This window comes from Candidatus Clostridium helianthi (assembly GCF_045310795.1).
Taxonomy (GTDB): domain Bacteria; phylum Bacillota; class Clostridia; order Clostridiales; family Clostridiaceae; genus Clostridium; species Clostridium helianthi.
Genome location: NZ_JBJIAB010000031.1, coordinates 45,309 through 65,570, shown reverse-complemented (window position 1 = coordinate 65,570; position 20,262 = coordinate 45,309). Strand labels below are relative to the sequence as shown.

Sequence of the window (20,262 nt, the reverse complement as noted above, 5' to 3'; positions counted from 1 at the left end):
TATAATCTTATTATAAATAGAAAAACCCTATAGGGTAGACTTTTTTTATAGTGTCTACTCTATAGGGTACATTTTAATAATTTTGTGGCAATGATTTTTTTATTTAGATACTAATTATCTAGAAGCCTTATATTTTTTCCTATTATCTCAATGCCTTTTTTTATATCTTCGTCACTTACTCGACCAAACCCAATTCTAAAAGTATCATAGCCTTTTAAGCTTTTTTTTCTATGGCTAATAGGCTTGTTATCATCGGTTTTAGTATGAAATTCTACATTGTCATTGGAATTATCATAAAAAATATCACCAGGCATAAATAATACATTATCTTTATAGCAGAGTTCTAGAAGAGTTCTTGCATTTATGTTGTTCTTTAGCTTTATGAATATATGAAGGCCACCCTCACCAGTTATATATTCATATGGAATATATTTTTCAACCATATCTAGTACAAGATTGTATTTATCTCTATAATATTTTCTTACATTTTTAACATATCTGTTGAAGGCACCACTTTTTAAATAATAGAAAAATGCGCTTTGATCTAAAAAAGAAGAATGAATATTTCTTCCACGTTTTACACTTTCTAAAGTTTCTATAAGCTTATCATCTGCGAATATCCATCCTATTCTAAGACCTGGAAACAGTATTTTAGAAAGACTTCCTATATATATGACTCCATTACCAGTTCCACATAGTGATGCTATTGGATCAATTGGGGAGCTTGAGTAGAGTAATTCTTCATTAAAGCCATCTTCTATTATAGGAACAGAATATTTTCTAAAAAGTTTATATATTTCCTTTCTTCTTTCAGTTTTAGTTACGATTCCAGTTGGATTATTGTAAGACGGGATTAAATATCCGAACTTTGGATTATATTTATTTAAAGCATTTTCAAGAGATACTAAATCTAGGCCTTCTTTATCCATTTTTACTTGAATTATCTTTAGTCCATAGGCTTTCATAATTTTTAAAGCTGTATTATGTGTTGGTTCTTCACATAAAATAATATCACCATTATTTGTTAGCGAACTAATTACTATATCAAAAGCTTCAGTAAATCCATTAGTTACTAAAATATCTTTGTTATTAGTATCAACTCTTTTATCTCTCATATAATCTAAAAAATAATCTATTAGCGGCTTATATCCTTTAGCATAACCGTAATTTAATAGATTGGCTTCTTCGTAAGTCCAAGCATCTAACAGAGATCTTTTAAAATCATCAAGATTAAAGAGATGACTTTCAGGAGAAATGGATTTGAATGATATCATTCCCTTCTTATACGGTAATTCACTTTTTATGATATCAAACTTCTTTAAGGTAGTTCCATAATTATTAATCATTTTAGAAAAATCTACATTATATTCATAGCTTTCATTTTCACTTTCTATGGAGATAAAAGTACCTACCCCTCTTTTTGTTGTTATTACTCCTATGCTTTCTAATTCTTCATAGGCTGAAATTACAGAATTTCTACTTATATTTAAAAATTTACTTACTTCTCTTGTAGATGGAAGCTTACTATCTTTTTTTAATTCACCGTTTTTAATGCCTTGTTTTATATGTCTTTCAATTTGAATATAAATAGGCTCATCTTTATTTATATTAAGATTAGAAAATATCAATGCTGAATCACCTCACTACTTTAGATAAGTAACAATAAATCTAATAAGAAAACATCTAATGTTTAAATTATATTGTTAATACCAATATCTAATCAATTTTATAAATGTAATTAAACTGTATAGAATTAATTTATTTCAATTATTTTAGATTTACCATACTATTTCTTTTGTGTCAATAAAATGATGCGATAGTTATTTAAAAACAAAAAATGAACATATTAAATAATAATTTATATTAAATAATAATATATTTACTGATTAAGGGAAATAAGTGTATAATTGTATTAGATATAACGTGAAATATAATAAATGGCATAAAATACTGTAATAGAAAAGGAGGTAATGTGTTTATGAAAGGGACAGTCGTATCAACATGGATGAAGACAAATAGAAAGTTGTTTGGAGACTCAATTGTTAATGAAGCAATGGATTATATAGGTTGGGGAAAAACAAAAATATTTTCACCTATTGAAAATGTAGACGATGGGGAAGTTAAGAAAATAATATCATACATAGCTAAATCTCAAAATATAGAGGTAGGAGCTCTTTGGAGAAAAATTGGACAAGATAATATAAAAGCTTTTAGTCATGATTATCCGGCATTTTTCAAACATGACAATGTATATTCATTTTTAAAGTCCATGTTTGATGTACATGTAGTGATGACAAAAAAGTTTGCAGGAGCGAAGCCACCTTTGGTATCTATAGAGCCAATATCGAGTAGGGAAGCTATCTTTAGTTATAATTCTTCTAGAGGAATGTTTGACTATTTTTTAGGTATGCTTGAAGGGACTTGCGAACACTTTAACGAGAAAGTAGATATAAAAGAAATATCAAGAACAAGCAGTGAACTTAAATTAAAACTTACTTTTGAAAGAGATGTATATTACAATAAAAAATACTTTTTTAATAGAGTTTTTTCTTTGGGTATTATAAAAAGTTTTGGGGCAAAGACAGGAGTATTTTCATTTATAATATCAGCTATAGTTTTTTTGATAATGTTAGGAATAAATGATATTACAAAGGTTTTAATAGGGAGCCTAGTATCTGGTTTAGCTACATTTGTAGGTGTTTCTTTAATGATGTTACCTATAGGAAAAATAAAAGAAGAAATAGAACGAATAATTAAAAATGAATACAATATTGATGGAAAAATCACCACTAATGATTTCTTTGAAGAAATTTATGATTTACTTAAGGAACATAAAAAAGTAATTCAGGCAGATTTCGTTGGATTTAAAGGTGTTACAGATGAAATGAATACTTTTGTAAATACTATAAACAAGATTTCTGATTCGATGAATCATACTTCAACAGAAATAAGTGGCGTTGTTGAACAGGTTGCGAATGGAGCTGTTACACAAGCTCAAAATACAGATAAAGCTGTACAAGCACTTAATGGAAACATCGAAGCCTTAAGGAATATAGTTGAAAACGAGAATGAAAATAAATCAGAACTTGAAGATGCCATGCTTAAGATTAATAATAGCTATGAAAATGTTGAAAATGCAAGTAAAAATATTTTGAAATCTTTACAGAGTTTTAATGAAGTTAAAGAGAAGGGCACACAGCTTGAAGGAAGGGCTAAAGATATAAATAATATTGTATCTATAGTATCAGGAATAGCAGAACAAACTAATTTATTAGCGTTGAATGCATCCATAGAAGCTGCTAGGGCAGGAGAGCAAGGGAAGGGGTTTGCTGTTGTTGCAGAATCAATAAGAAAACTTGCTGAACAGTCCAAAGAGGCAGTACTTGATATTAACTCTAATTTAGCTCAATTTGTTAAAGAAATAGGTTTCTTAGTGGATCATATAGATGTTCAATATGATGTATTAGAAAAAGAAACCAATAACTTAGATGTCGTACGAAATATTAGCTATGAAGCTAATCAATCAGTACAGAGTGTAGCAACTTCTATGATTGAGACTATAAGCAAGTTAAATATTGAAGCTGATTCTATATCTGATGTATATGATAGTATAGAGTCGTTAGCAGCCATTGCGGAAGAAAATTCAGCATCATCGGAAGAAGTAAGTGCTAGTGTAATAAATTATACAAATGAGATAAAAAAACTTATAGATAATATATCTGATTTTAAAGGTATTACAAAAACCTTTAAAAATGATTTAGAGAAATATAAAATTTAACTTCATGATATATATAAATACCTACTAAAAGAAAATAATTTACTTTTAGTAGGTATTTTTATTAAATATTAATTGAACAACTTGGTTGTAAATTAAGAGTAGCTCCAAATTTTTGAGAAGCTGTTATAAAGCATATTAGAGCAATAAGCTCTGAAATCTCTTTTTCAGAAAATTCATTATTTAAAGGGATGAAATCCTCATCACTAACTACAGAATTTTTTGAAAATGAATTTGCAAATTTGGTAGCTGCTAAAATCTTTGAATCGTTTATATTATTGAATGGCTTACCTTTAGCCATACAATATTCACAGCCATTATTAAATGCCAAAGTACGTCTTACCTGTTCTTTTAATTCAGAAGTGAATGTATTGGTAGAGAAAAGAAGATTCTCTAAATCAGACCACTTTAACATAATATCTTTATTGTGTCCTAATAGTTTTTGAAATGGTGTATTTCCTTCTTTTGAAAAATTGATTCTTGCCATAATAAATCTCCTTATATATAATATTAACAATTAATATTATATAGGAGTTATAGTCTTATTTGCATTCTAAATGACATATAATACTAATGATAAGATTATATTTGAAATAAAAAATATACTGGGAGTGTTACATATGAAATTTGATGAAATAGATATAGCAATATTATCAGAGTTGCAAAAAAATAGTAGGTTATCAATAAGAGAATTATCTAAGCGCATAAATTTATCACCTCCGTCCGTTACAGAGAGAGTGAACAAGCTTGAAGATAGTGGTATTATAGAAGGTTATACAATCAGAATAAATAAGAAAAAGCTAGGATTATCAATTGATTGTATAATGAAGATTACAATGAAAAACGGAGAATATAACAAATTTAAAAATTTTATTAAAAATCATAGAAGGAGTGAATGGGGATATAGGATAGCAGGGGATGGGTGTTTCTTAGTAAAATTATCTGTAAAGAATTTAGAAGAGATAGAAGAGTTTATAAATGATATATCAGAATATTCGCTAACAACAACAATTATTGCATTTTCAGAAGTAGAAATAGATAATAACATAAATAAGTTTATGGAATATATCTAAACAAATAGTTATTAATAAATGTTATTGAACTTACGTATGAAATTTTAATGATAGCTAGGAGATACAGTATGTATATAGCAAATAATAATATTATTCAAAAGGGGTTTAGTGGATTTTCTTTGAAGATAATCGCATTAATATTAATGACAATGGATCATATGCATGAATTCTTAGCATCAAATGGAATTCCAATTTGGTTTAATTGGCTTGGGAGATTATCAGCTCCACTTTTTTTCTTTACAATGGCAGAAGGCTTTTTTTATACGAGGAATAGAAAAACTTATGTTAAAAGATTATATTTATTTTCAATAGTAATGTCTTTAGGAAAATTTATTTCATGGAAGATATCAGTGAATAATCCATCATATTTTCCAGTGAGCAATAATATATTCGAGACATTCTTTTTAATAGCATTAAATATATTACTAATTGAATATTTAAGAGATGAAAACAAAGATTTGTACAGGAAAATTTATATTATTTTTTTAGCGATAATGTTTGAAGTAGTATTACCAATAAGCACTTATTCAATATTTTCAAAAAACATAGCTGGAATTATTATATCCTTTTTACCCTGTCCATTGTTTTGTGAAGGAAGTGTTTCATTTGTTGCTCTCGGAATAATATTTTTTTATTTAAGAAATGACAGAAAAAAATGATGATTATTTATGCAATTTTTTCAGTATCGTTTTTTCCATTTGCGAGTTTTTCATTTAAGAATATATTTTTTGGTTACAATCAATGGATTATGATTTTCGCTATACCGCTAATGATGCTTTATAATGGAAAAAAGGGACGTGGATTAAAATATTTGTTTTATTTTTATTATCCTACCCATATATTCATATTATTTTTCTGGGGAGGAATTACACATATAGGCTGAATTTAAATAAGGGTTTATGAAAAAAGCAAAATGGAGATCATGTTCAAAAGAATAGGATCTCCATTTTATTTTTTTATTTCTATGATATATTTTTTTATATTTGTATAGTACATAAGATAATATGTCTAAAAAGATATTTATTGATACTATGTGAAAAAGTTATTCAGGGCAATTAAAATACTCGTTAAAAAAAACACAAAGTATTCTTAATTTACTAAATATAAATTAAAGTTACTTAATATTTTAAATTTTCAGACAAAATGATATTATCTAGTTACACCAAAGAACAACAAAATATTAAATATCAAATGTAAATGTTTAAATATAGAGGGGATGTTTTAAATGAATTATTTTGAAGAAAGTTTAAAATTACATGAAGAAAAACAAGGAAAGATTTCAATCACATCTAAGGTTAAGGTTGAAACAAGAGATGATTTAAGTCTTGCATACACACCAGGAGTTGCAGAACCATGCAGAAAAATTCATGAAGATCAAGAAAACGTCTACAAATATACATCAAAAGGAAATCTGGTAGCAGTAGTAACAGATGGAAGTGCAGTGTTAGGACTAGGAGATATAGGGCCAATGGCAGGAATGCCTGTAATGGAAGGAAAGTCAATTTTATTTAAAGAATTTGCAGATGTTGATGCTTTCCCTATATTAGTAGATTCTAACGATGTTGATGAGATAGTTAATACAGTTAGATTGATAGCGCCAACATTTGGTGGAATAAACTTAGAAGATATTGGAGCGCCAAGATGTTTTGAAGTTGAAGAAAAACTTAAAAAATTAATCGACATTCCAGTATTCCATGATGACCAACATGGAACTGCAATAGTTGTTCTTGCTGGTGTTATAAATGCACTTAAAGTAGTAGATAAGAAGCTTGAAGATATAAAGGTAGTAGTAAATGGAGCGGGGGCTGCAGGAACTGCAATAGCTAAGCTTTTATTATCATCAGGAGTAAAAAACTTAATTGCTTGCGATAAAGTAGGTATCTTATATAGAGGCATGGAAAAAATTGATGATGCTAAAGATGCTTTAGCGGAAATAACAAATCCAGATAATATAAAAGGAAGCCTTGCAGATGCTTTAATTGATACCGATGTATTTGTTGGAGTATCTGCTCCAGGAATATTGAAGCCTGAAATGGTTAGAGCAATGAATAAAGACGCAATAATTTTTGCAATGGCAAATCCAACACCGGAAATTATGCCAGATGAAGCAAAAGCAGCTGGAGCTAGAGTTATAGGAACAGGACGTTCAGATTTTCCAAATCAAGTGAACAATGTTCTAGCTTTCCCAGGTATTTTTAGAGGTGCCTTAGATGTTAGAGCAAAAGAAATAAATGAGGAAATGAAACTTGCTGCAGCATATGCCATAGCTGGATACATTAGAGATGAAGATTTAAATGAAAATAATGTAATTCCAAGTGCTTTAGATAAAAATGTTGCTACAAAGGTAGCAGAAGCAATTGCAAATGCTGCAAGAGAAAGTGGGGTCGCAAGAAAATAAGATAATTCAATTTGTACATGTTGCTAAAAGGTAAGAAATCAGAATTAATGCATTTGTGACATGTACAAATTATAAGTAAAACATAATTATAAATAATTGTATCCCACAAGATTATAAATTAGAGTTGTTTATATAAAAATTTACTATGACAAATATGTAAATGTTTAAAAATAAAAAAACAAGATTTTAGGAGGTATATATATGCAAATCCCAATTAAGAAAACACTCGATAAAATACCAGGTGGTATGATGCTTGTTCCACTTTTTTTAGGAGTACTAGTTAATACTTTTTGTCCGCAATTTCTTAAAATTGGTGGATATACAACAGCACTATTTAGTTCGACGGCATCATCAACAATTCTGGCTTGCTTTATGTTTTTAATTGGCTCACAAATTAATTTCAAATTAGCACCTAAAGCACTAAAAAAAGGTGCACTATTAATATCTGGAAAATTTATAGTGGGTGCTGGTATCGGTATAATTGTAGGAAAAGTTTTTGGACCAGCTGGGGTACTAGGTTTATCACCACTAGCGATTCTTTCAGCACTAACAAATTGCAACGGTGGATTATATGCATCTCTAGCTTCACAATATGGCGATGAAACAGATGTAGGTGCTTATGCTCTATTATCTTTAAAAGATGGTCCATTTTTCACTTTGGTTGCATTAGGTGCATCAGGGCTTGCTCAAATTCCATTTATGTCACTTGTTGCAGTGTTAATTCCAATAGGAATAGGAATGATTTTAGGAAACGCCGACCCTGATATGAGAAAGTTTCTTGGAAGCAGTAAGTTGTTATTAATTCCATTCTTCTCATTCCCATTAGGTGCAGGAATGAATCTTGATACAATTGCAAAAGCTGGAGGTCCTGGTATATTATTAGGAGTGATAGCTGCCTTTACTGGAATAGGGGCATATATACTTTTAAAATTATTTAGAGAAGAACCTATAATTGGACTTGCAACAGGATCAACAGCGGGAAATGCAGTAGCCACACCAGCAGCTGTTGCAGCGGCAGATCCAACATTGGCTGCAATAGCAACAATAGCAACAGCACAAGTTGCAGCGGCATGCGTAGTATCTGCTATTGTTTGTCCATTCATTGTTTCTTATGTGTTTAAAATGCTCAGAGCAAATAAAGAAAAGAAATTGAGCAGAGAAGCAGTAGTACAATAATAAAATAATTATTAGTATTGGGTTAAGAGCTATAGTATGAATTAATAAAATTAATTTTAATATTGAAAAATACTTGCTAAAGCTGATACCTACAGAGTATAATTTAAAAACAGGTTTTGTATCTGTGTTTATAATAATAACAATAGATGCAAATACTATAATTAAATATAACGTAGGGGAGGAAAATGTGTGAGTCATAAATTATTAATTATAAATCCAGGTTCCACATCAACTAAAATAGCAGTATATGAAGGTGAAAAGGAAATTTTTGAGGAAACACTTAGACATTCATCAGAAGAGATAGGAAAGTTTAAGTACGTAGTTGATCAACAAAGCTTTAGAACAGATGTTATATTAAAAATACTAGAAGACAATAAAATAAATATAACTGAAATGGATGCAATAGTTGGAAGAGGTGGACTTTTAAAGCCTATAGTTAGTGGTACCTACAGTGTAAACGATAATATGTTAAAAGATTTAAAAGAAAATGTTCAAGGAGAGCATGCATCTAATCTTGGTGCTATAATTGCCAATGAAATTGCGAGGTCTATTAATAAACCTGCTTTTATAGTAGATCCAGTAGTTGTAGATGAAATGGAAGATATAGCAAGACTTTCAGGAGTGCCAGAACTTCCAAGAAAAAGTATATTTCATGCATTAAATCAAAAGGCAGTGGCTAAGAGGTATGCGCAAGAAAATATGAAGAACTATGAAGATATAAATGTTATAGTTGCTCATATGGGAGGCGGTGTTTCGGTAGGCGCACATAAAAATGGAAGAATAATTGATGTAAATAATGCTCTTGATGGAGAAGGCGCATTTTCACCAGAAAGAAGTGGTGGTATACCATCTGGTGATTTAGCTAGAATGTGTTTTAGCGGGGAATATACTTTAGAAGAAATATTGAAGAAGATAACTGGAAAAGGAGGTTTTGTAGCATATCTTGATACAAACGATGGGAGAATAGTTAGACAGCTTGCATCAGAAGGAGATATGAAAGCAAAGTTAGTTTATGAAGCTATGGGATATCAAGTAGCAAAAGATATAGGTGCAGCAGCTGCGGTTTTATGTGGAAAAGTAGATGCGATAATTTTAACTGGAGGCATTGCCTACGAAAAAATGATGGTAGACATCATAAAAGAAAAAGTGGAATTTATTGCTCCAATAACTGTTTATCCAGGTGAAGATGAAATGCTTGCTTTAGCTCAAGGTGCACTAAGAGTTTTAAACGGGCAAGAAGAAGTTAAAGAATATAAATAGACTTCTATATATACTAAAGATTAGAAAGTAGTTGAAAAGATAACATTTAGTATTACTATAATTATTGAGTATTAGTTTATTAGCTTTAATAAACTATGAATTAAGAGCGGATTCCTAGGGATACGCTCTTAACTTTTTGTGGGAAATTGCTTTGACAAACAGTAAGTAAACGTATTACTAAAGAAGTTGTACTATTTGGTAATAAGGAATTATTTATATATAATGTAAGTAAACTAAAATTTAGAATTAGATAGAGGGGATAAAATGAAGCTAAAAGGAAAAATAATATCTCTTGTAATAGCTATCCTTGTAATTTCAATTGGAAGTATAACAATACTTTCTTTTATCGAAATGAAAAAGTTATTAAGAGATCAAATAGATAAAAATATGTTGAATATAGCGGATTCATTTGCATCAACCTATGAAGTTAAAGAATATTTGAAAGGAAATAAGGCAATTCCGATTGATCTGTTAAATAGTGAGATAGAGAAGGCCCGTATAAAGACAAATGTAGAGTTTATAGTAATTATGGATATGAATGGTATAAGATATTCTCACCCAGATAAAAGTAAAATAGGCGAAAGATTTGCTGGTGGAGATGAAGATAGGGTATTAAGCACAGGAGAGCAATATATATCAACAGGAAGCGGTACACTTGGTATTTCTGTAAGAGCATTTGCACCTATTTATGATGATAGTAATAAGCAGATAGGTGCAGTTGCTGTTGGTATGTTGTATAATAAATTTGATAACGAAGTCTATACGAAAATGTATAAATTTATTCCTATAATATTAATGGGATTAATATTGGGTATATCGGGAGCTATAGCTCTTTCTTATAATATAAAGAAGTCAATATTTGGACTTGAACCAGAAGAAATAGCCTTGGCTTTAAAGCAAAAAGAAACTGTAATTGAAAATATAAAGGAAGGTATAATAGCTTTAGATAATAATGGATGCATAACGCTATTTAACGGGCAAGCTAGTAAAATTTTACATTTGGAAGAAAATGATATAGGGAAGCCGATTACTGATTTTACTTACGAAAGTATGGCTCTAAAAGTTTTAAACAGCGGGAAATCTATGACTAATATTGAGATAAAAGTACGCCCTGGAGTAAACGTTATGTGTAAATACAGTATTATAAGAGGATTTAAAAAACAAATTCTTGGATTAGTTGTAACATTTGAAGATTTAAGTGAAGTTAGAAAAATGGCTGAGGAGTTAACTGGTATAAAGAAAATGGCATGGTCACTTAGAGCACAAAATCATGAATTTATGAATAAACTTCACACAATCTCAGGACTTATACAACTAGAAGAATATGATGAAGTAATTAAGTTTGTTAATGTAATAGTGGAAAGTAAAAAGAATATAACCACTATAATATCTGATAAAATAAAAAATGTATCTTTAGCAGCGTTAATACTATCTAAATACAGTAAGTGTGAAGAAGCTAGAATCAATTTGATAATAGATGATAACTCAAGAGTAATTAAATTACCACAATATATGACATCAGAAGAGTTAGGATCTGTTGTAGGAAATCTAATAGAAAATTCTATTGATGCAGTTAAAAATGATGGATCTGGTGAAATATATATGAAAATCTTTGAGGAAGATGATCAAATGAAAATTATGGTGAAGGATAATGGCTGTGGGATACCAGAGAATATCAGAAATTCTATTTACAACATTGGAATCACAAGTAAAGAAGGGGAACGGGGATTTGGAATGTATATAGTGAAAAAGATCATTGATGAAGCTAAAGGAGCTATTAAATTTAAAGTTGATGATGGTACTGAATGGGATATATCTATACCTATGAGGAGGAGTTGAATATATGATTAAAACTATGATTGTTGAAGATGATCCGATGGTAAGACAAATTAATTCTAAGTTTTTGAAAAAAATAGAGGGATTTTCACTGGAAAAAGCGGTTGCAAACCTTTCTGAAGCAAAAGAATTTTTGATGCAGAAGCAGGTGGATTTAATTTTATTAGATATTTTTCTTCCTAATGAAAATGGCATAGATTTGCTAAAGTGGTTAAGGCAAAATGAAATATTATCTGATGTTATATTAATTACTGCTGATAAGAGTGTAGAAAGAGTAAAGGATGCTTTTAGATATGGTGTTGTAGACTATTTGATAAAACCCTTTACATTTGAAAGGTTTAACGAATCTCTAAATATTTTTAGAGAAAGATTAAATAGTTTTGAAAATAACCAGACCATGGAACAAAGCGATTTAGATAAGTTTATTTTAAGTAATAAAAATAAGAAAACAAACAGTAGTGAAACAAAACCAAATCTAGAAAAGGGTTTGAATAAGTATACTTATAATTCAATTGCTAATGAGCTTAATAATACTAAAGAAGGGTATTTTACTACTGAGGACTTATCAGAAAAGTTAGGCATTGCAAAAGTTACTGTAAGGAAATACCTTGACTATATGAGCAAACAAGGTGAACTAGAGAAAATCATAGAGTATGGAAAGATTGGAAGGCCATTGTATAAATATAAAATAAAAGGTCTATAATGTTACGGTTTATGAATTCACGGATACTCTAAAAATTAGTAATAGAGTATCCTTTCTATATTAAATTTAAAAAAGTTTTCTACTAGCTGCATTTATTTCAGAAATTGTTTCGTTTTTCCCATCATGTATGCAACTTTGATCATTGATTTTTCATCCTTAGTCAGTTCTCTATTATACATTTTTTCAAATTGTTTTAATAAAGCTACAGTATCAACTACTTCTTTGGGCTCTGTAGTTCTTTTTGATGGCGAAGGAACGTAAGTTTCAGGTTTCATGTATTTGTTATAAATGCGCTTAAAAATTTCAGAAGTATAGTAAGCATCATTAAGTGCATCATGAAATTCACCATAAATTGGTATGTTTAAAATTTCAACAGCATTCCTCAAACCAATTCTAGAATTTTTAGGTGCTTTAAGGTATTTTGAAGCATACTTCTGAATGTCAATATATTTTGAAATATATGAAGTAGATAGATTATAAAATCCCAAGTTTCTATAGAGTTCCTTAATATCGCCAACGCCCCATACACACAGTAGTATGTCATCATTTCCAATGAACTCCAAAAAGGCTTCATGGACATTAATAAAATTCTTGCAAGAAGAAACTTTATCGTAGGTTATTTTAGTTAAATTCTCAACATATGGATGAATGGTTTTATATAGAGTTGGTTTGACTAAGGAATTGAATGTAGATACTTCTTGAAAATTTTTATCTAGTTTTATAGCGCCAATTTGAATTATTTCAAAAGGAATAATTGGTGTGTTAGTATCGTTATTAGATTCTGAAAGTTTAATAACATCCGAATTTTCAGAGGCACTACTTTTTTGATTAAATTCTAAATCATATATTACATAATACATACTTTCACCTGCTTTTTGGTTAAGAATAAGAATACTATTTATATTATAGCCAATGAAGATGTGAATAATATAAACATAATAAAAAAGATTCAAAAATTTTTGAATCTTTTTAATATATTTATAATAATAATTTATATTTATCAAAGAATTTTATCTATTATTCCATAAGATAAAGCCTCTTTAGCAGACATAAAATAATCTCGTTCCATGTCTCTTTCGATTTCCTCTATTGGCTTTTTGGTTTTTTCACTATATATTTTATTTAGTTTATTTTTTGTTTTTAGCAGCCATTCAGTATGAATCCTAATATCTGTAGCTTGACCTTGAAAACCTCCATGTACAGATGGCTGATGGATTAGAATCTCACTATTTGGAAGAGCACATCGTTTTCCAGGTGCGCCTGCTGCAAGTAAAAACGAGCCCATACTTGCAGCTAATCCTAAACATATTGTTGATACGTCAGGCTTTATATATTGCATTGTATCATATATTGCCATTCCGGCTGTAATAGAACCACCGGGGCTATTTATATAAAAGTGAATATCAGCATCTGGATTTTCTGATTCAAGAAATAGTAATTGTGAAGTAATTATACTTGCGGTAGAATCGCTGACTTGATCGCTTAGCATAATTATTCTTTCCTTTAGCAATCTAGAATAGATATCATAGGAACGTTCGCCTCGACTTGTTTGTTCAATAACCATTGGTACATAGCTCATAAGATTCACTCCTTAAAAAATATTTTTGATGAATTCTAAGCAACCATAGAAAGGTAAGTTGTAGAATTCTTTCTTGAATGTATTGTTGTTAAATTTATTTTGTTTTTCCTAAATTCCTTAGGGGGGATTCCATAAAGCTTTTTAAAAGCCCTGGTAAATGACTCTTGATTACTAAATTGATATTTTAGCGCTATATCTATAATCTTATTTTCTGTAGTCAATAGTTCATTTGCAGCTTCCTCTAATCTTTTCTTACGGATATATTCAGCAACAGGTTCTCCAACAACTGAATGAAAAACCCTATGAAAGTGGTATTTGGATAAAAAGGCTTTGTCTGCAAGTTCCTTTAGCTGTATTTTCTTATTTAGGTTATTTTCTATATATTCAATGGACTTTTTTATACAAGCATCATAATTCATGTAAGGCACTCACCTCATTTAATCTTTTTCTATATTATATAGCAACATTTTATTTAAATCCTGTCTTTTTTTGCTCATTAAATATTTAAGCAACGATCAGAGTTAAGATTTTATGTTTATTTTTAAATGATAGTTTTCAGTTGTTATGAAAAATTTAAATAATTAATAAACTAGATATAGTAATAATAAAAGAAGATAAAAAGTAATTATAACTATAGAAATGAATAATATGGAGAAATTTATGGGAAAGTCAAAGAAAAACAATAGAATTGAAGAGGATAATATTATACAAATAAACAAGAAAAAATGTATTGGATGTACTGCATGTGCTTTTACGTGTGCTCAAGAAACTAAGATGGCGATATTAAAGGAAGTAGATTCGGGAAGGAAAACCGTGGATACTAAAAGTGGAGGATTTGGGGCTTCTGGATGTCTATATTGTGGACAATGTACACTTGTCTGCCCAACAGAAGCGATTGATGTAAGAAATGACGTAGATTTAGTTAAAGAAGCCTTAAGCAGTGGGAAATATTTAATTTTAACGGCCTCTCCAGCAGTCAAAGCAACACTAGGAGAAGAATTTAATCTTCCAATAGGTACTTACGTTGGAGGGAAAATAGCTCCATCTGCAAAGAAATTAGGTTTTCAAAAAGTATTTAATACTGAATTTGGGAATGATATGACAGTTGTAGAGGAAAGTAGTGAATTCATTAAAAGAATTGCTAATAAAGAAAAACTTCCTATGTTTACGTCTTTCTGTCCTTCTTTCATACGTTACGCTGAAATATATCATCCAGAAATATTGGATAATATATCTACAGCAAAATCTCCTCAGCAGATGATGGGAGCAGGAATAAAAACATATTTTGCAGATGTTTATAATATTTTGCCTACCAATATAGTTGTTGTATCTGTACAACCATGTAGTGCTAAAAAATATGAGGCTGATAAAGAGGATATGGGGAGAGATGGTTACAAAGATATTGATATTGTCCTAACTGTAAAAGAATATGCAAATCTCTTAAAAGAGAAAGGCATAGATATAACTGCTATACCAGACGAAAAACCAGATGATTTTATGGGGGAATATACTGGAGCAGCAGCTCTTTTTGGTATGAGTCAAGGAGCAATGCAAGCAATTTTTAGAACAGTAATGAGTTATTTAAAGAACGATATGTCTGAGGCTGAAAATATAATATTAAAACCAGTAGAAGGATATGAGGAAATAGAGGAAGCATCGGTTATTTTAGGGAATAAAAATTGTAAAGTTGCAGTGGTAAATGGTCTAAAGGAAATCGAAAAATTTTTAATCAGTAACAAATGGAAGGAATATTATTTCATTGAAGTAGTGGCATGTAACGGAGGGTGCATAAATGGAGGAGGGACTCCTAGAATAGGTGCAAAGTCTCAAATTAATGAAAATCTATGTATATCGTGTGGTACTTGTATACAAAATTGCCCTGTCAATGCGATACAATATAATGTTAGAGGAAGGGCAGAGGTTAAAGAAGAAGAGTGTGTTGGCTGTAAATTATGTAATAACGTCTGCAGAGCTAAAGCTGTACAGGTAAAATGTTATAATAAATCCTCAAATGAGTTGTTAGGAAAAGATTATAAAATATTGAGAGCAGATATTCTAAGGAATATTGATAAAAAATCAATAAAAAGAGTGTCAGACGAAAATGAGAATCTTGAAAATATGTATAAGAGCTATATAGGGGACCCTAATAGTATAAAAGCAGAATCTTTGCTTCATACCAGTTATATTGATAGATCTAATGAATTTAGAAATAATAATACAAAAAAGAGACGAAGGCATTAGCTGGATAAAGGAGAATAAATGTCGAAAAATAAATAGGAAATATATTAAAATATATGGCGTTTATTGTTGAAATATGTTAATATGTAGTTATACAAAAGATATAAACCCTCTCCTATTTATACCCACGGATAAGATAGATTATTCTTAAAAGATTAGTCTATCTTATTTTTTTTTACTTTATAACTAAGTTTTTATTATAGAATACTTAATGATTCTTAAATGTGTTTTTTGCTAAAATTTAATTTCATAATATATATTTATATTTTTATAGTGTTTATCCAATTAATGATTATTATATTAGAGTTTACTAACGATGATATAAATAACATAAAGATAATATTATGGTAAAATAAATAGGTAAAGTTAGTGAAAAAAATATATTATAGTTTATGTTATAATTTATTAATTCATATCAGTAGTGATTTTGTTATTATATGCTTTTAGTAGGAGGAAATAACAATGAATAGTGAAGAAATCCAATATTGTATTAATGAGATATCTGAATTTTTAGCAGTTAGAGATATCAACACGTTAAATTCTAAGGAACTAGGAAAAAAATTTGGATTAAAAAAAGTTGATGTATTAGTCTTATTAGGTAATTCTATCCCTTATACAGTACAGTGTGCTGTGAATGCATGGAAGAATAATATATGTGATAAAATCTTAATTAGTGGGGGGATTGGACATTCTACCCAAATACTAAGAGATGAAATAAGGAGAAGTTCAGAGTTTAATTCGATTGAAGTAGATGGTAGGCCGGAAGCTGATATATTTTTTGATATAATGACTAAAATTTATGGTGTTAACTCAGATAAAATTATTATAGAAAATAAATCTACGAATTGTGGAGATAATGCTAAAAAGACAATAGAATTATTATGGAAATTAAATATAGAATATGAATCTTTAATTTTGATTCAAGATCCTACTATGCAGCTTAGAACTTTTGCTTCATTTTCTAAGTATACATATAATAATGTTAAGTTAATAAACTATGCTCCATTTATTCCTAAGATTGATATGAATTTAGAATTAAGTAATATTGGAATTAATGGAATTTGGGATTATAAAAGATATTTTGAACTTTTGATGGGAGAGATCCCAAGATTAAAAGATGACGAAAATGGGTATGGACCTAATGGAAAGGGATTTATAGTCCATGTTGATATACCAAGAGAAATAGAAGAAGTATACAATAGTCTAAAAACATTGATTAATAATGAAGATTTTTACCGTAGATGTTGATTTTAGCAATTAAAATATAATACATAATATATAGAAAGAGAGTTGTAAGTTTATGAATGATATTTTAAATGAGACCTTGCTGCTTTGCCCAGTTTGTAAGGAAAAATTAGTTAAGGATATTTCAAATAAAATGTACAGATGCAGTAACAAACATACATATGATATAGCAAAAGAAGGGTATGTAAATTTGCTAATAAGCAATCAGAAAAGAAGTAAGAATCCTGGTGATTCAAAGGAAATGGTTTTATCAAGAATAGATTTTTTATCCAGAGGATATTATAAACCACTGTCTGATAAGATAAATGAAATAATAGTTGATGGGATGTCAGATAAAACTAGCAAGAAATTGAATATTGTAGATCTAGGATGTGGCGAAGGATATTACTTAACAAACCTAAAAGATTATATGAATAAGAAAAATATTCAAGCTAATTATTATGGCTTAGATGTTTCTAAAGAAGCTGTAAAATATGCAAGTAAACTAAACAAAGATTGTGTTTGGGCGGTCGGAAACAATTTTAACATACCACTTGGGGATAAAACAGTGGATTGTATTATTTCAGTATTTAGTCCTATAGATATTGATGAGTGTAATAGAGTTTTAAAGGATGATGGAATATTTGTTAGAGTTTTACCTAGAACTAATCATTTAATACAACTTAGGAATATTATTTATTCTGAGGTTCATTTAAATGATAAAGTTTATAAAGCAAATGCAGAAGAAAATGATTATATAGAAGAAGCTAATGTAACTTTTGATATAACATTGAATAAAGAAGAATTATTGAGCTTATTAAAGATGACACCTCATTATTGGAAATCTACACCGGAGAATAAAGAGAAGCTAGAAGATTATGAATCCTTAGCTATAACTATAGATATGAGAATAGGTATATTTAAAAAGAAAATATAAATTAATAGAACTGAATTCAAATTTGATATAAGCCTATATAGGTAGAGTTTATTTTAGTATTTTTATAACTAATTTATTAAATTTATCCTTTTGTAGGTAAAGATATAGAAACTGTACAAAATAGGTATTATAATATATATTAATATGCATAATAATTTACTTATAATTCATAATTATTTGTTTTCTTATGATGCATATTATTGTGAATTATAAGTAAATTTGATCACGGAGGAAACATGCCAGAAACAGTACTACTTACATTTTTTTTAGCAAAAATTAGAGGATACAAAATATGTCCATTATTTAAATCATGGGCTATTTATCCCCTAATTATATTTGAAATATTCACGTTTGTTGGACAAGTTGCTGCTTTTTCGGGCAATTATGTGCTTATAAAAACCATGGGGAGATTAACGCCTATTTATTTAATTACATATTTGTTTTTAATATTAAAATATGAATTATACATAAGTTCGATAATTGGATCGTTTTTTATGATTTTAGGCGGCGCATTGAACGATATTGCAATAAAAGCTAATTGCGGATTTATGCCAGTTTACCAATCATTATCGCGCCTTACAGGACGTTCATTAGAGAATTTTCAAGGAATGAATGACATTCATATATTAGGAGATACACAAACTAAATTAAAGATATTAACTGACTTTATAGACTTAGGATACACTATTCTTAGCGTAGGTGATATATTTATAAGAGCATTTGTGTTTATAGTAATTTATAGTGCTTTAAAGAAAATTAATAATCAAGGGAGAAAAGAAAATGTTGAGATTAACAGTATTTGAATTTATATTTAGGTTAGTTCCAGAAGCATTTGTATTAATATTAGCAATGATAGCGTTATCTAATGTAAAACTTAATGCAAAAAGATATATAATTTCGAGTTTATTATTAGCAGTATGTGAATATGGAATACGACTTCTGCCTATAAATTATGGAGTGCCAACCATACTTGATATATTTGTAATGATTATTATTATGTGGAGTATAAATAAAGCAGATGTTATCTCAGCTATAAAATCATCATTAATAATAACTATAGTTTTATTTATTATTGAAGGCGTAAATATATTAGTATTAAATATTACTTTTAAGGACGAATTTGAAAAAATAATGTCAAATGTAATATTAAGAACAGTATATGGATTGCCCTCATTAATATGTTTTGCCACTATAACTTTGATTTATTATTTAAAAAGAAGGAATGTTTAGAGATGCTTAAAATTGAAAATACATGTGAAAAAATTTCTAACTATATTGCCAAAGAATTAAATTTTGATGATGATAAAAAGTCTGTAATAAATTATGGAATATTTGCATTTATTCAAATGGGAATCTGTATAGTCTTAGTTATAGCATTTGGATTAATTTTTAATGTGACTATTGAAGCGCTCATAGTATCATTTACTATAAGTATATTAAGAAAAAGTTCTGGTGGAGTTCATTCAAAATCTCCTGAACGATGTGCGATTATAGGTACAGCCTCAAGTGTTGGTATGGCATTAATATGTAAGTATATAAATGATGTTACTCTTAGCACTGTCATATTAAGTGGAGGTATTATATTTATCTGGTCATATTATATTGTATATAAGTTGGCACCTGTAGATAGCGTGGCAAAACCTATCAAAAGTATCGAAAGAAGAAATAAGTTTAAAAAAGTCTCTATCAAGATACTAAGTATATATTTGATTATTATAATAAGTAATATTTCATGTTATATGTATTTAGAAAACTTCAGATTATTGACTTATTCATTATGTATATATATGGGGATATTATGGCAAGTTTTCTCTTTAACTAAAAGTGGACATTTAATATTGGGGAAATTAGGATAAATCTGGAGCCTTTATTTTGTTAGATTGTAAGGAGGTGAGATTAATGAAAAATAGAATTTTAATGAGTATAGCAACATTAGCAACAATTATTGCTTCAATAATGGCAACTTCAGCATGTTGGTATGGTCACTATCAGCCACAGGAACCAAAGTGCTTAAGAGAAGAGTAATTTCACAATAAGACCAATATATATTGGTCTTATTGTGA

At 29.0% G+C, this 20,262-nt stretch carries 20 protein-coding genes; 15 read left to right on the top strand and 5 right to left on the bottom strand.

The genetic code is table 11. The features are described from left to right. Nucleotides 1–110: 110 nt before the first annotated feature. On the bottom strand, nt 111–1,628 hold the full coding sequence (locus ACJDTP_RS19825) for an aminotransferase-like domain-containing protein (RefSeq protein ID WP_406762214.1): 1,518 nt from the start codon (nt 1,626–1,628) through the stop codon (nt 111–113). A gap of 350 nt (nt 1,629–1,978) precedes the next feature. Here ACJDTP_RS19825 and ACJDTP_RS19820 point away from each other — a divergent pair, with 350 nt between their 5' ends. Continuing rightward, nucleotides 1,979–3,778 carry a heme NO-binding domain-containing protein gene (locus ACJDTP_RS19820; RefSeq protein ID WP_406762213.1) on the top strand — a complete coding sequence of 600 codons (1,800 nt, stop codon included), beginning with the start codon at nt 1,979–1,981 and terminating at the stop codon, nt 3,776–3,778. Nucleotides 3,779–3,839: 61 nt separating this feature from the next. On the opposite strand, the gene ACJDTP_RS19815 is transcribed toward ACJDTP_RS19820, so the two are convergent. Further along, entirely contained in the window at nt 3,840–4,262 is a 423-nt protein-coding gene (locus tag ACJDTP_RS19815; protein ID WP_017209001.1) for a carboxymuconolactone decarboxylase family protein, read from the bottom strand. A 133-nt stretch (nt 4,263–4,395) separates the two neighbouring features. Here ACJDTP_RS19815 and ACJDTP_RS19810 point away from each other — a divergent pair, with 133 nt between their 5' ends. The 7 genes from ACJDTP_RS19810 to ACJDTP_RS19775 all read left to right on the top strand — a co-directional run bounded on the left by ACJDTP_RS19810 (nt 4,396) and on the right by ACJDTP_RS19775 (nt 12,221). Next, the gene (locus tag ACJDTP_RS19810; protein WP_077844047.1) at nt 4,396–4,848 is read left to right on the top strand and encodes an Lrp/AsnC family transcriptional regulator; all 453 of its coding nucleotides are present in this window, start codon (nt 4,396–4,398) and stop codon (nt 4,846–4,848) included. Nucleotides 4,849–4,916: 68 nt separating this feature from the next. Then, nucleotides 4,917–5,507, top strand: a complete 591-nt coding sequence (locus ACJDTP_RS19805) for a TraX family protein (RefSeq protein WP_406762212.1) — start codon at nt 4,917–4,919, stop codon at nt 5,505–5,507. A 566-nt stretch (nt 5,508–6,073) separates the two neighbouring features. After that, on the top strand, nt 6,074–7,246 hold the full coding sequence (locus tag ACJDTP_RS19795) for an NAD(P)-dependent malic enzyme (protein ID WP_406762210.1): 1,173 nt from the start codon (nt 6,074–6,076) through the stop codon (nt 7,244–7,246). Nucleotides 7,247–7,447: 201 nt separating this feature from the next. Continuing rightward, nucleotides 7,448–8,422, top strand: coding sequence for a 2-keto-3-deoxygluconate permease (locus ACJDTP_RS19790; RefSeq protein WP_207716043.1), 975 nt, complete (start codon nt 7,448–7,450; stop codon nt 8,420–8,422). A 189-nt stretch (nt 8,423–8,611) separates the two neighbouring features. Beyond that, nucleotides 8,612–9,682 carry a butyrate kinase gene (gene buk, locus ACJDTP_RS19785; RefSeq protein WP_078114716.1) on the top strand — a complete coding sequence of 357 codons (1,071 nt, stop codon included), beginning with the start codon at nt 8,612–8,614 and terminating at the stop codon, nt 9,680–9,682. 264 nt (nt 9,683–9,946) lie between these two features. Then, complete coding sequence (locus tag ACJDTP_RS19780; RefSeq protein WP_171772401.1) at nt 9,947–11,521, top strand: ATP-binding protein; 1,575 nt, start codon at nt 9,947–9,949, stop codon at nt 11,519–11,521. Nucleotides 11,522–11,525: 4 nt separating this feature from the next. Further along, nucleotides 11,526–12,221 carry a response regulator gene (locus ACJDTP_RS19775; protein WP_171772400.1) on the top strand — a complete coding sequence of 232 codons (696 nt, stop codon included), beginning with the start codon at nt 11,526–11,528 and terminating at the stop codon, nt 12,219–12,221. A gap of 92 nt (nt 12,222–12,313) precedes the next feature. Here the strand turns inward: ACJDTP_RS19775 and ACJDTP_RS19770 are convergent, their stop codons facing one another. From ACJDTP_RS19770 to ACJDTP_RS19760, 3 genes are all read right to left on the bottom strand, one after another. Beyond that, entirely contained in the window at nt 12,314–13,081 is a 768-nt protein-coding gene (locus tag ACJDTP_RS19770) for a 3'-5' exonuclease (protein WP_171772399.1), read from the bottom strand. Between the two features lie 140 nt (nt 13,082–13,221). Beyond that, nucleotides 13,222–13,800 (bottom strand): ATP-dependent Clp endopeptidase proteolytic subunit ClpP, encoded by a 579-nt coding sequence (clpP, locus tag ACJDTP_RS19765; RefSeq protein WP_171772398.1) that lies wholly within the window; start codon nt 13,798–13,800, stop codon nt 13,222–13,224. A gap of 35 nt (nt 13,801–13,835) precedes the next feature. Continuing rightward, complete coding sequence (locus tag ACJDTP_RS19760) at nt 13,836–14,219, bottom strand: helix-turn-helix transcriptional regulator (RefSeq protein WP_077868433.1); 384 nt, start codon at nt 14,217–14,219, stop codon at nt 13,836–13,838. 241 nt (nt 14,220–14,460) lie between these two features. On the opposite strand from ACJDTP_RS19760, the gene ACJDTP_RS19755 reads away from it, so the two are divergent. The 7 genes from ACJDTP_RS19755 (at nt 14,461) to ACJDTP_RS19725 (ending at nt 20,224) form a co-directional block, all read left to right on the top strand. Then, nucleotides 14,461–16,041, top strand: a complete 1,581-nt coding sequence (locus tag ACJDTP_RS19755) for a [Fe-Fe] hydrogenase large subunit C-terminal domain-containing protein (RefSeq protein WP_241395680.1) — start codon at nt 14,461–14,463, stop codon at nt 16,039–16,041. A 459-nt stretch (nt 16,042–16,500) separates the two neighbouring features. After that, complete coding sequence (locus tag ACJDTP_RS19750) at nt 16,501–17,286, top strand: YdcF family protein (protein ID WP_406762209.1); 786 nt, start codon at nt 16,501–16,503, stop codon at nt 17,284–17,286. Nucleotides 17,287–17,338: 52 nt separating this feature from the next. Then, nucleotides 17,339–18,199, top strand: a complete 861-nt coding sequence (locus ACJDTP_RS19745; RefSeq protein ID WP_406762208.1) for a putative RNA methyltransferase — start codon at nt 17,339–17,341, stop codon at nt 18,197–18,199. A gap of 236 nt (nt 18,200–18,435) precedes the next feature. Next, a complete protein-coding gene (locus tag ACJDTP_RS19740) occupies nt 18,436–19,002 on the top strand; it encodes a DUF5317 family protein (protein ID WP_406762207.1) in 567 nt (188 codons plus the stop codon). After that, nucleotides 18,980–19,429, top strand: a complete 450-nt coding sequence (locus tag ACJDTP_RS19735; protein WP_406762206.1) for a hypothetical protein — start codon at nt 18,980–18,982, stop codon at nt 19,427–19,429. Before ACJDTP_RS19740 ends, ACJDTP_RS19735 begins: the two co-directional genes overlap by 23 nt. 2 nt (nt 19,430–19,431) lie before the next feature. After that, nucleotides 19,432–20,055: an accessory gene regulator ArgB-like protein gene (locus tag ACJDTP_RS19730; RefSeq protein WP_406762205.1), complete on the top strand. Its 624-nt coding sequence runs from the start codon at nt 19,432–19,434 to the stop codon at nt 20,053–20,055. Nucleotides 20,056–20,098: 43 nt separating this feature from the next. Next, nucleotides 20,099–20,224, top strand: a complete 126-nt coding sequence (locus ACJDTP_RS19725) for a cyclic lactone autoinducer peptide (protein ID WP_035790417.1) — start codon at nt 20,099–20,101, stop codon at nt 20,222–20,224. Nucleotides 20,225–20,262 lie beyond the last annotated feature (38 nt).

What these genes read in the sequence shown, in the direction of transcription:
- ACJDTP_RS19820 (WP_406762213.1), top strand. Translation starts at nt 1,979, where the DNA reads ATGAAAGGGACAGTCGTATCAACATGGATGAAGACAAATAGAAAGTTG.
- ACJDTP_RS19815 (WP_017209001.1), bottom strand. Translation starts at nt 4,262, where the DNA reads ATGGCAAGAATCAATTTTTCAAAAGAAGGAAATACACCATTTCAAAAA.
- ACJDTP_RS19810 (WP_077844047.1), top strand. Translation starts at nt 4,396, where the DNA reads ATGAAATTTGATGAAATAGATATAGCAATATTATCAGAGTTGCAAAAA.
- ACJDTP_RS19805 (WP_406762212.1), top strand. Translation starts at nt 4,917, where the DNA reads ATGTATATAGCAAATAATAATATTATTCAAAAGGGGTTTAGTGGATTT.
- ACJDTP_RS19795 (WP_406762210.1), top strand. Translation starts at nt 6,074, where the DNA reads ATGAATTATTTTGAAGAAAGTTTAAAATTACATGAAGAAAAACAAGGA.
- ACJDTP_RS19790 (WP_207716043.1), top strand. Translation starts at nt 7,448, where the DNA reads ATGCAAATCCCAATTAAGAAAACACTCGATAAAATACCAGGTGGTATG.
- ACJDTP_RS19780 (WP_171772401.1), top strand. Translation starts at nt 9,947, where the DNA reads ATGAAGCTAAAAGGAAAAATAATATCTCTTGTAATAGCTATCCTTGTA.
- ACJDTP_RS19775 (WP_171772400.1), top strand. Translation starts at nt 11,526, where the DNA reads ATGATTAAAACTATGATTGTTGAAGATGATCCGATGGTAAGACAAATT.
- ACJDTP_RS19770 (WP_171772399.1), bottom strand. Translation starts at nt 13,081, where the DNA reads ATGTATTATGTAATATATGATTTAGAATTTAATCAAAAAAGTAGTGCC.
- clpP (WP_171772398.1), bottom strand. Translation starts at nt 13,800, where the DNA reads ATGAGCTATGTACCAATGGTTATTGAACAAACAAGTCGAGGCGAACGT.
- ACJDTP_RS19760 (WP_077868433.1), bottom strand. Translation starts at nt 14,219, where the DNA reads ATGAATTATGATGCTTGTATAAAAAAGTCCATTGAATATATAGAAAAT.
- ACJDTP_RS19755 (WP_241395680.1), top strand. Translation starts at nt 14,461, where the DNA reads ATGGGAAAGTCAAAGAAAAACAATAGAATTGAAGAGGATAATATTATA.
- ACJDTP_RS19750 (WP_406762209.1), top strand. Translation starts at nt 16,501, where the DNA reads ATGAATAGTGAAGAAATCCAATATTGTATTAATGAGATATCTGAATTT.
- ACJDTP_RS19745 (WP_406762208.1), top strand. Translation starts at nt 17,339, where the DNA reads ATGAATGATATTTTAAATGAGACCTTGCTGCTTTGCCCAGTTTGTAAG.
- ACJDTP_RS19740 (WP_406762207.1), top strand. Translation starts at nt 18,436, where the DNA reads ATGCCAGAAACAGTACTACTTACATTTTTTTTAGCAAAAATTAGAGGA.
- ACJDTP_RS19735 (WP_406762206.1), top strand. Translation starts at nt 18,980, where the DNA reads ATGTTGAGATTAACAGTATTTGAATTTATATTTAGGTTAGTTCCAGAA.
- ACJDTP_RS19730 (WP_406762205.1), top strand. Translation starts at nt 19,432, where the DNA reads ATGCTTAAAATTGAAAATACATGTGAAAAAATTTCTAACTATATTGCC.
- ACJDTP_RS19725 (WP_035790417.1), top strand. Translation starts at nt 20,099, where the DNA reads ATGAAAAATAGAATTTTAATGAGTATAGCAACATTAGCAACAATTATT.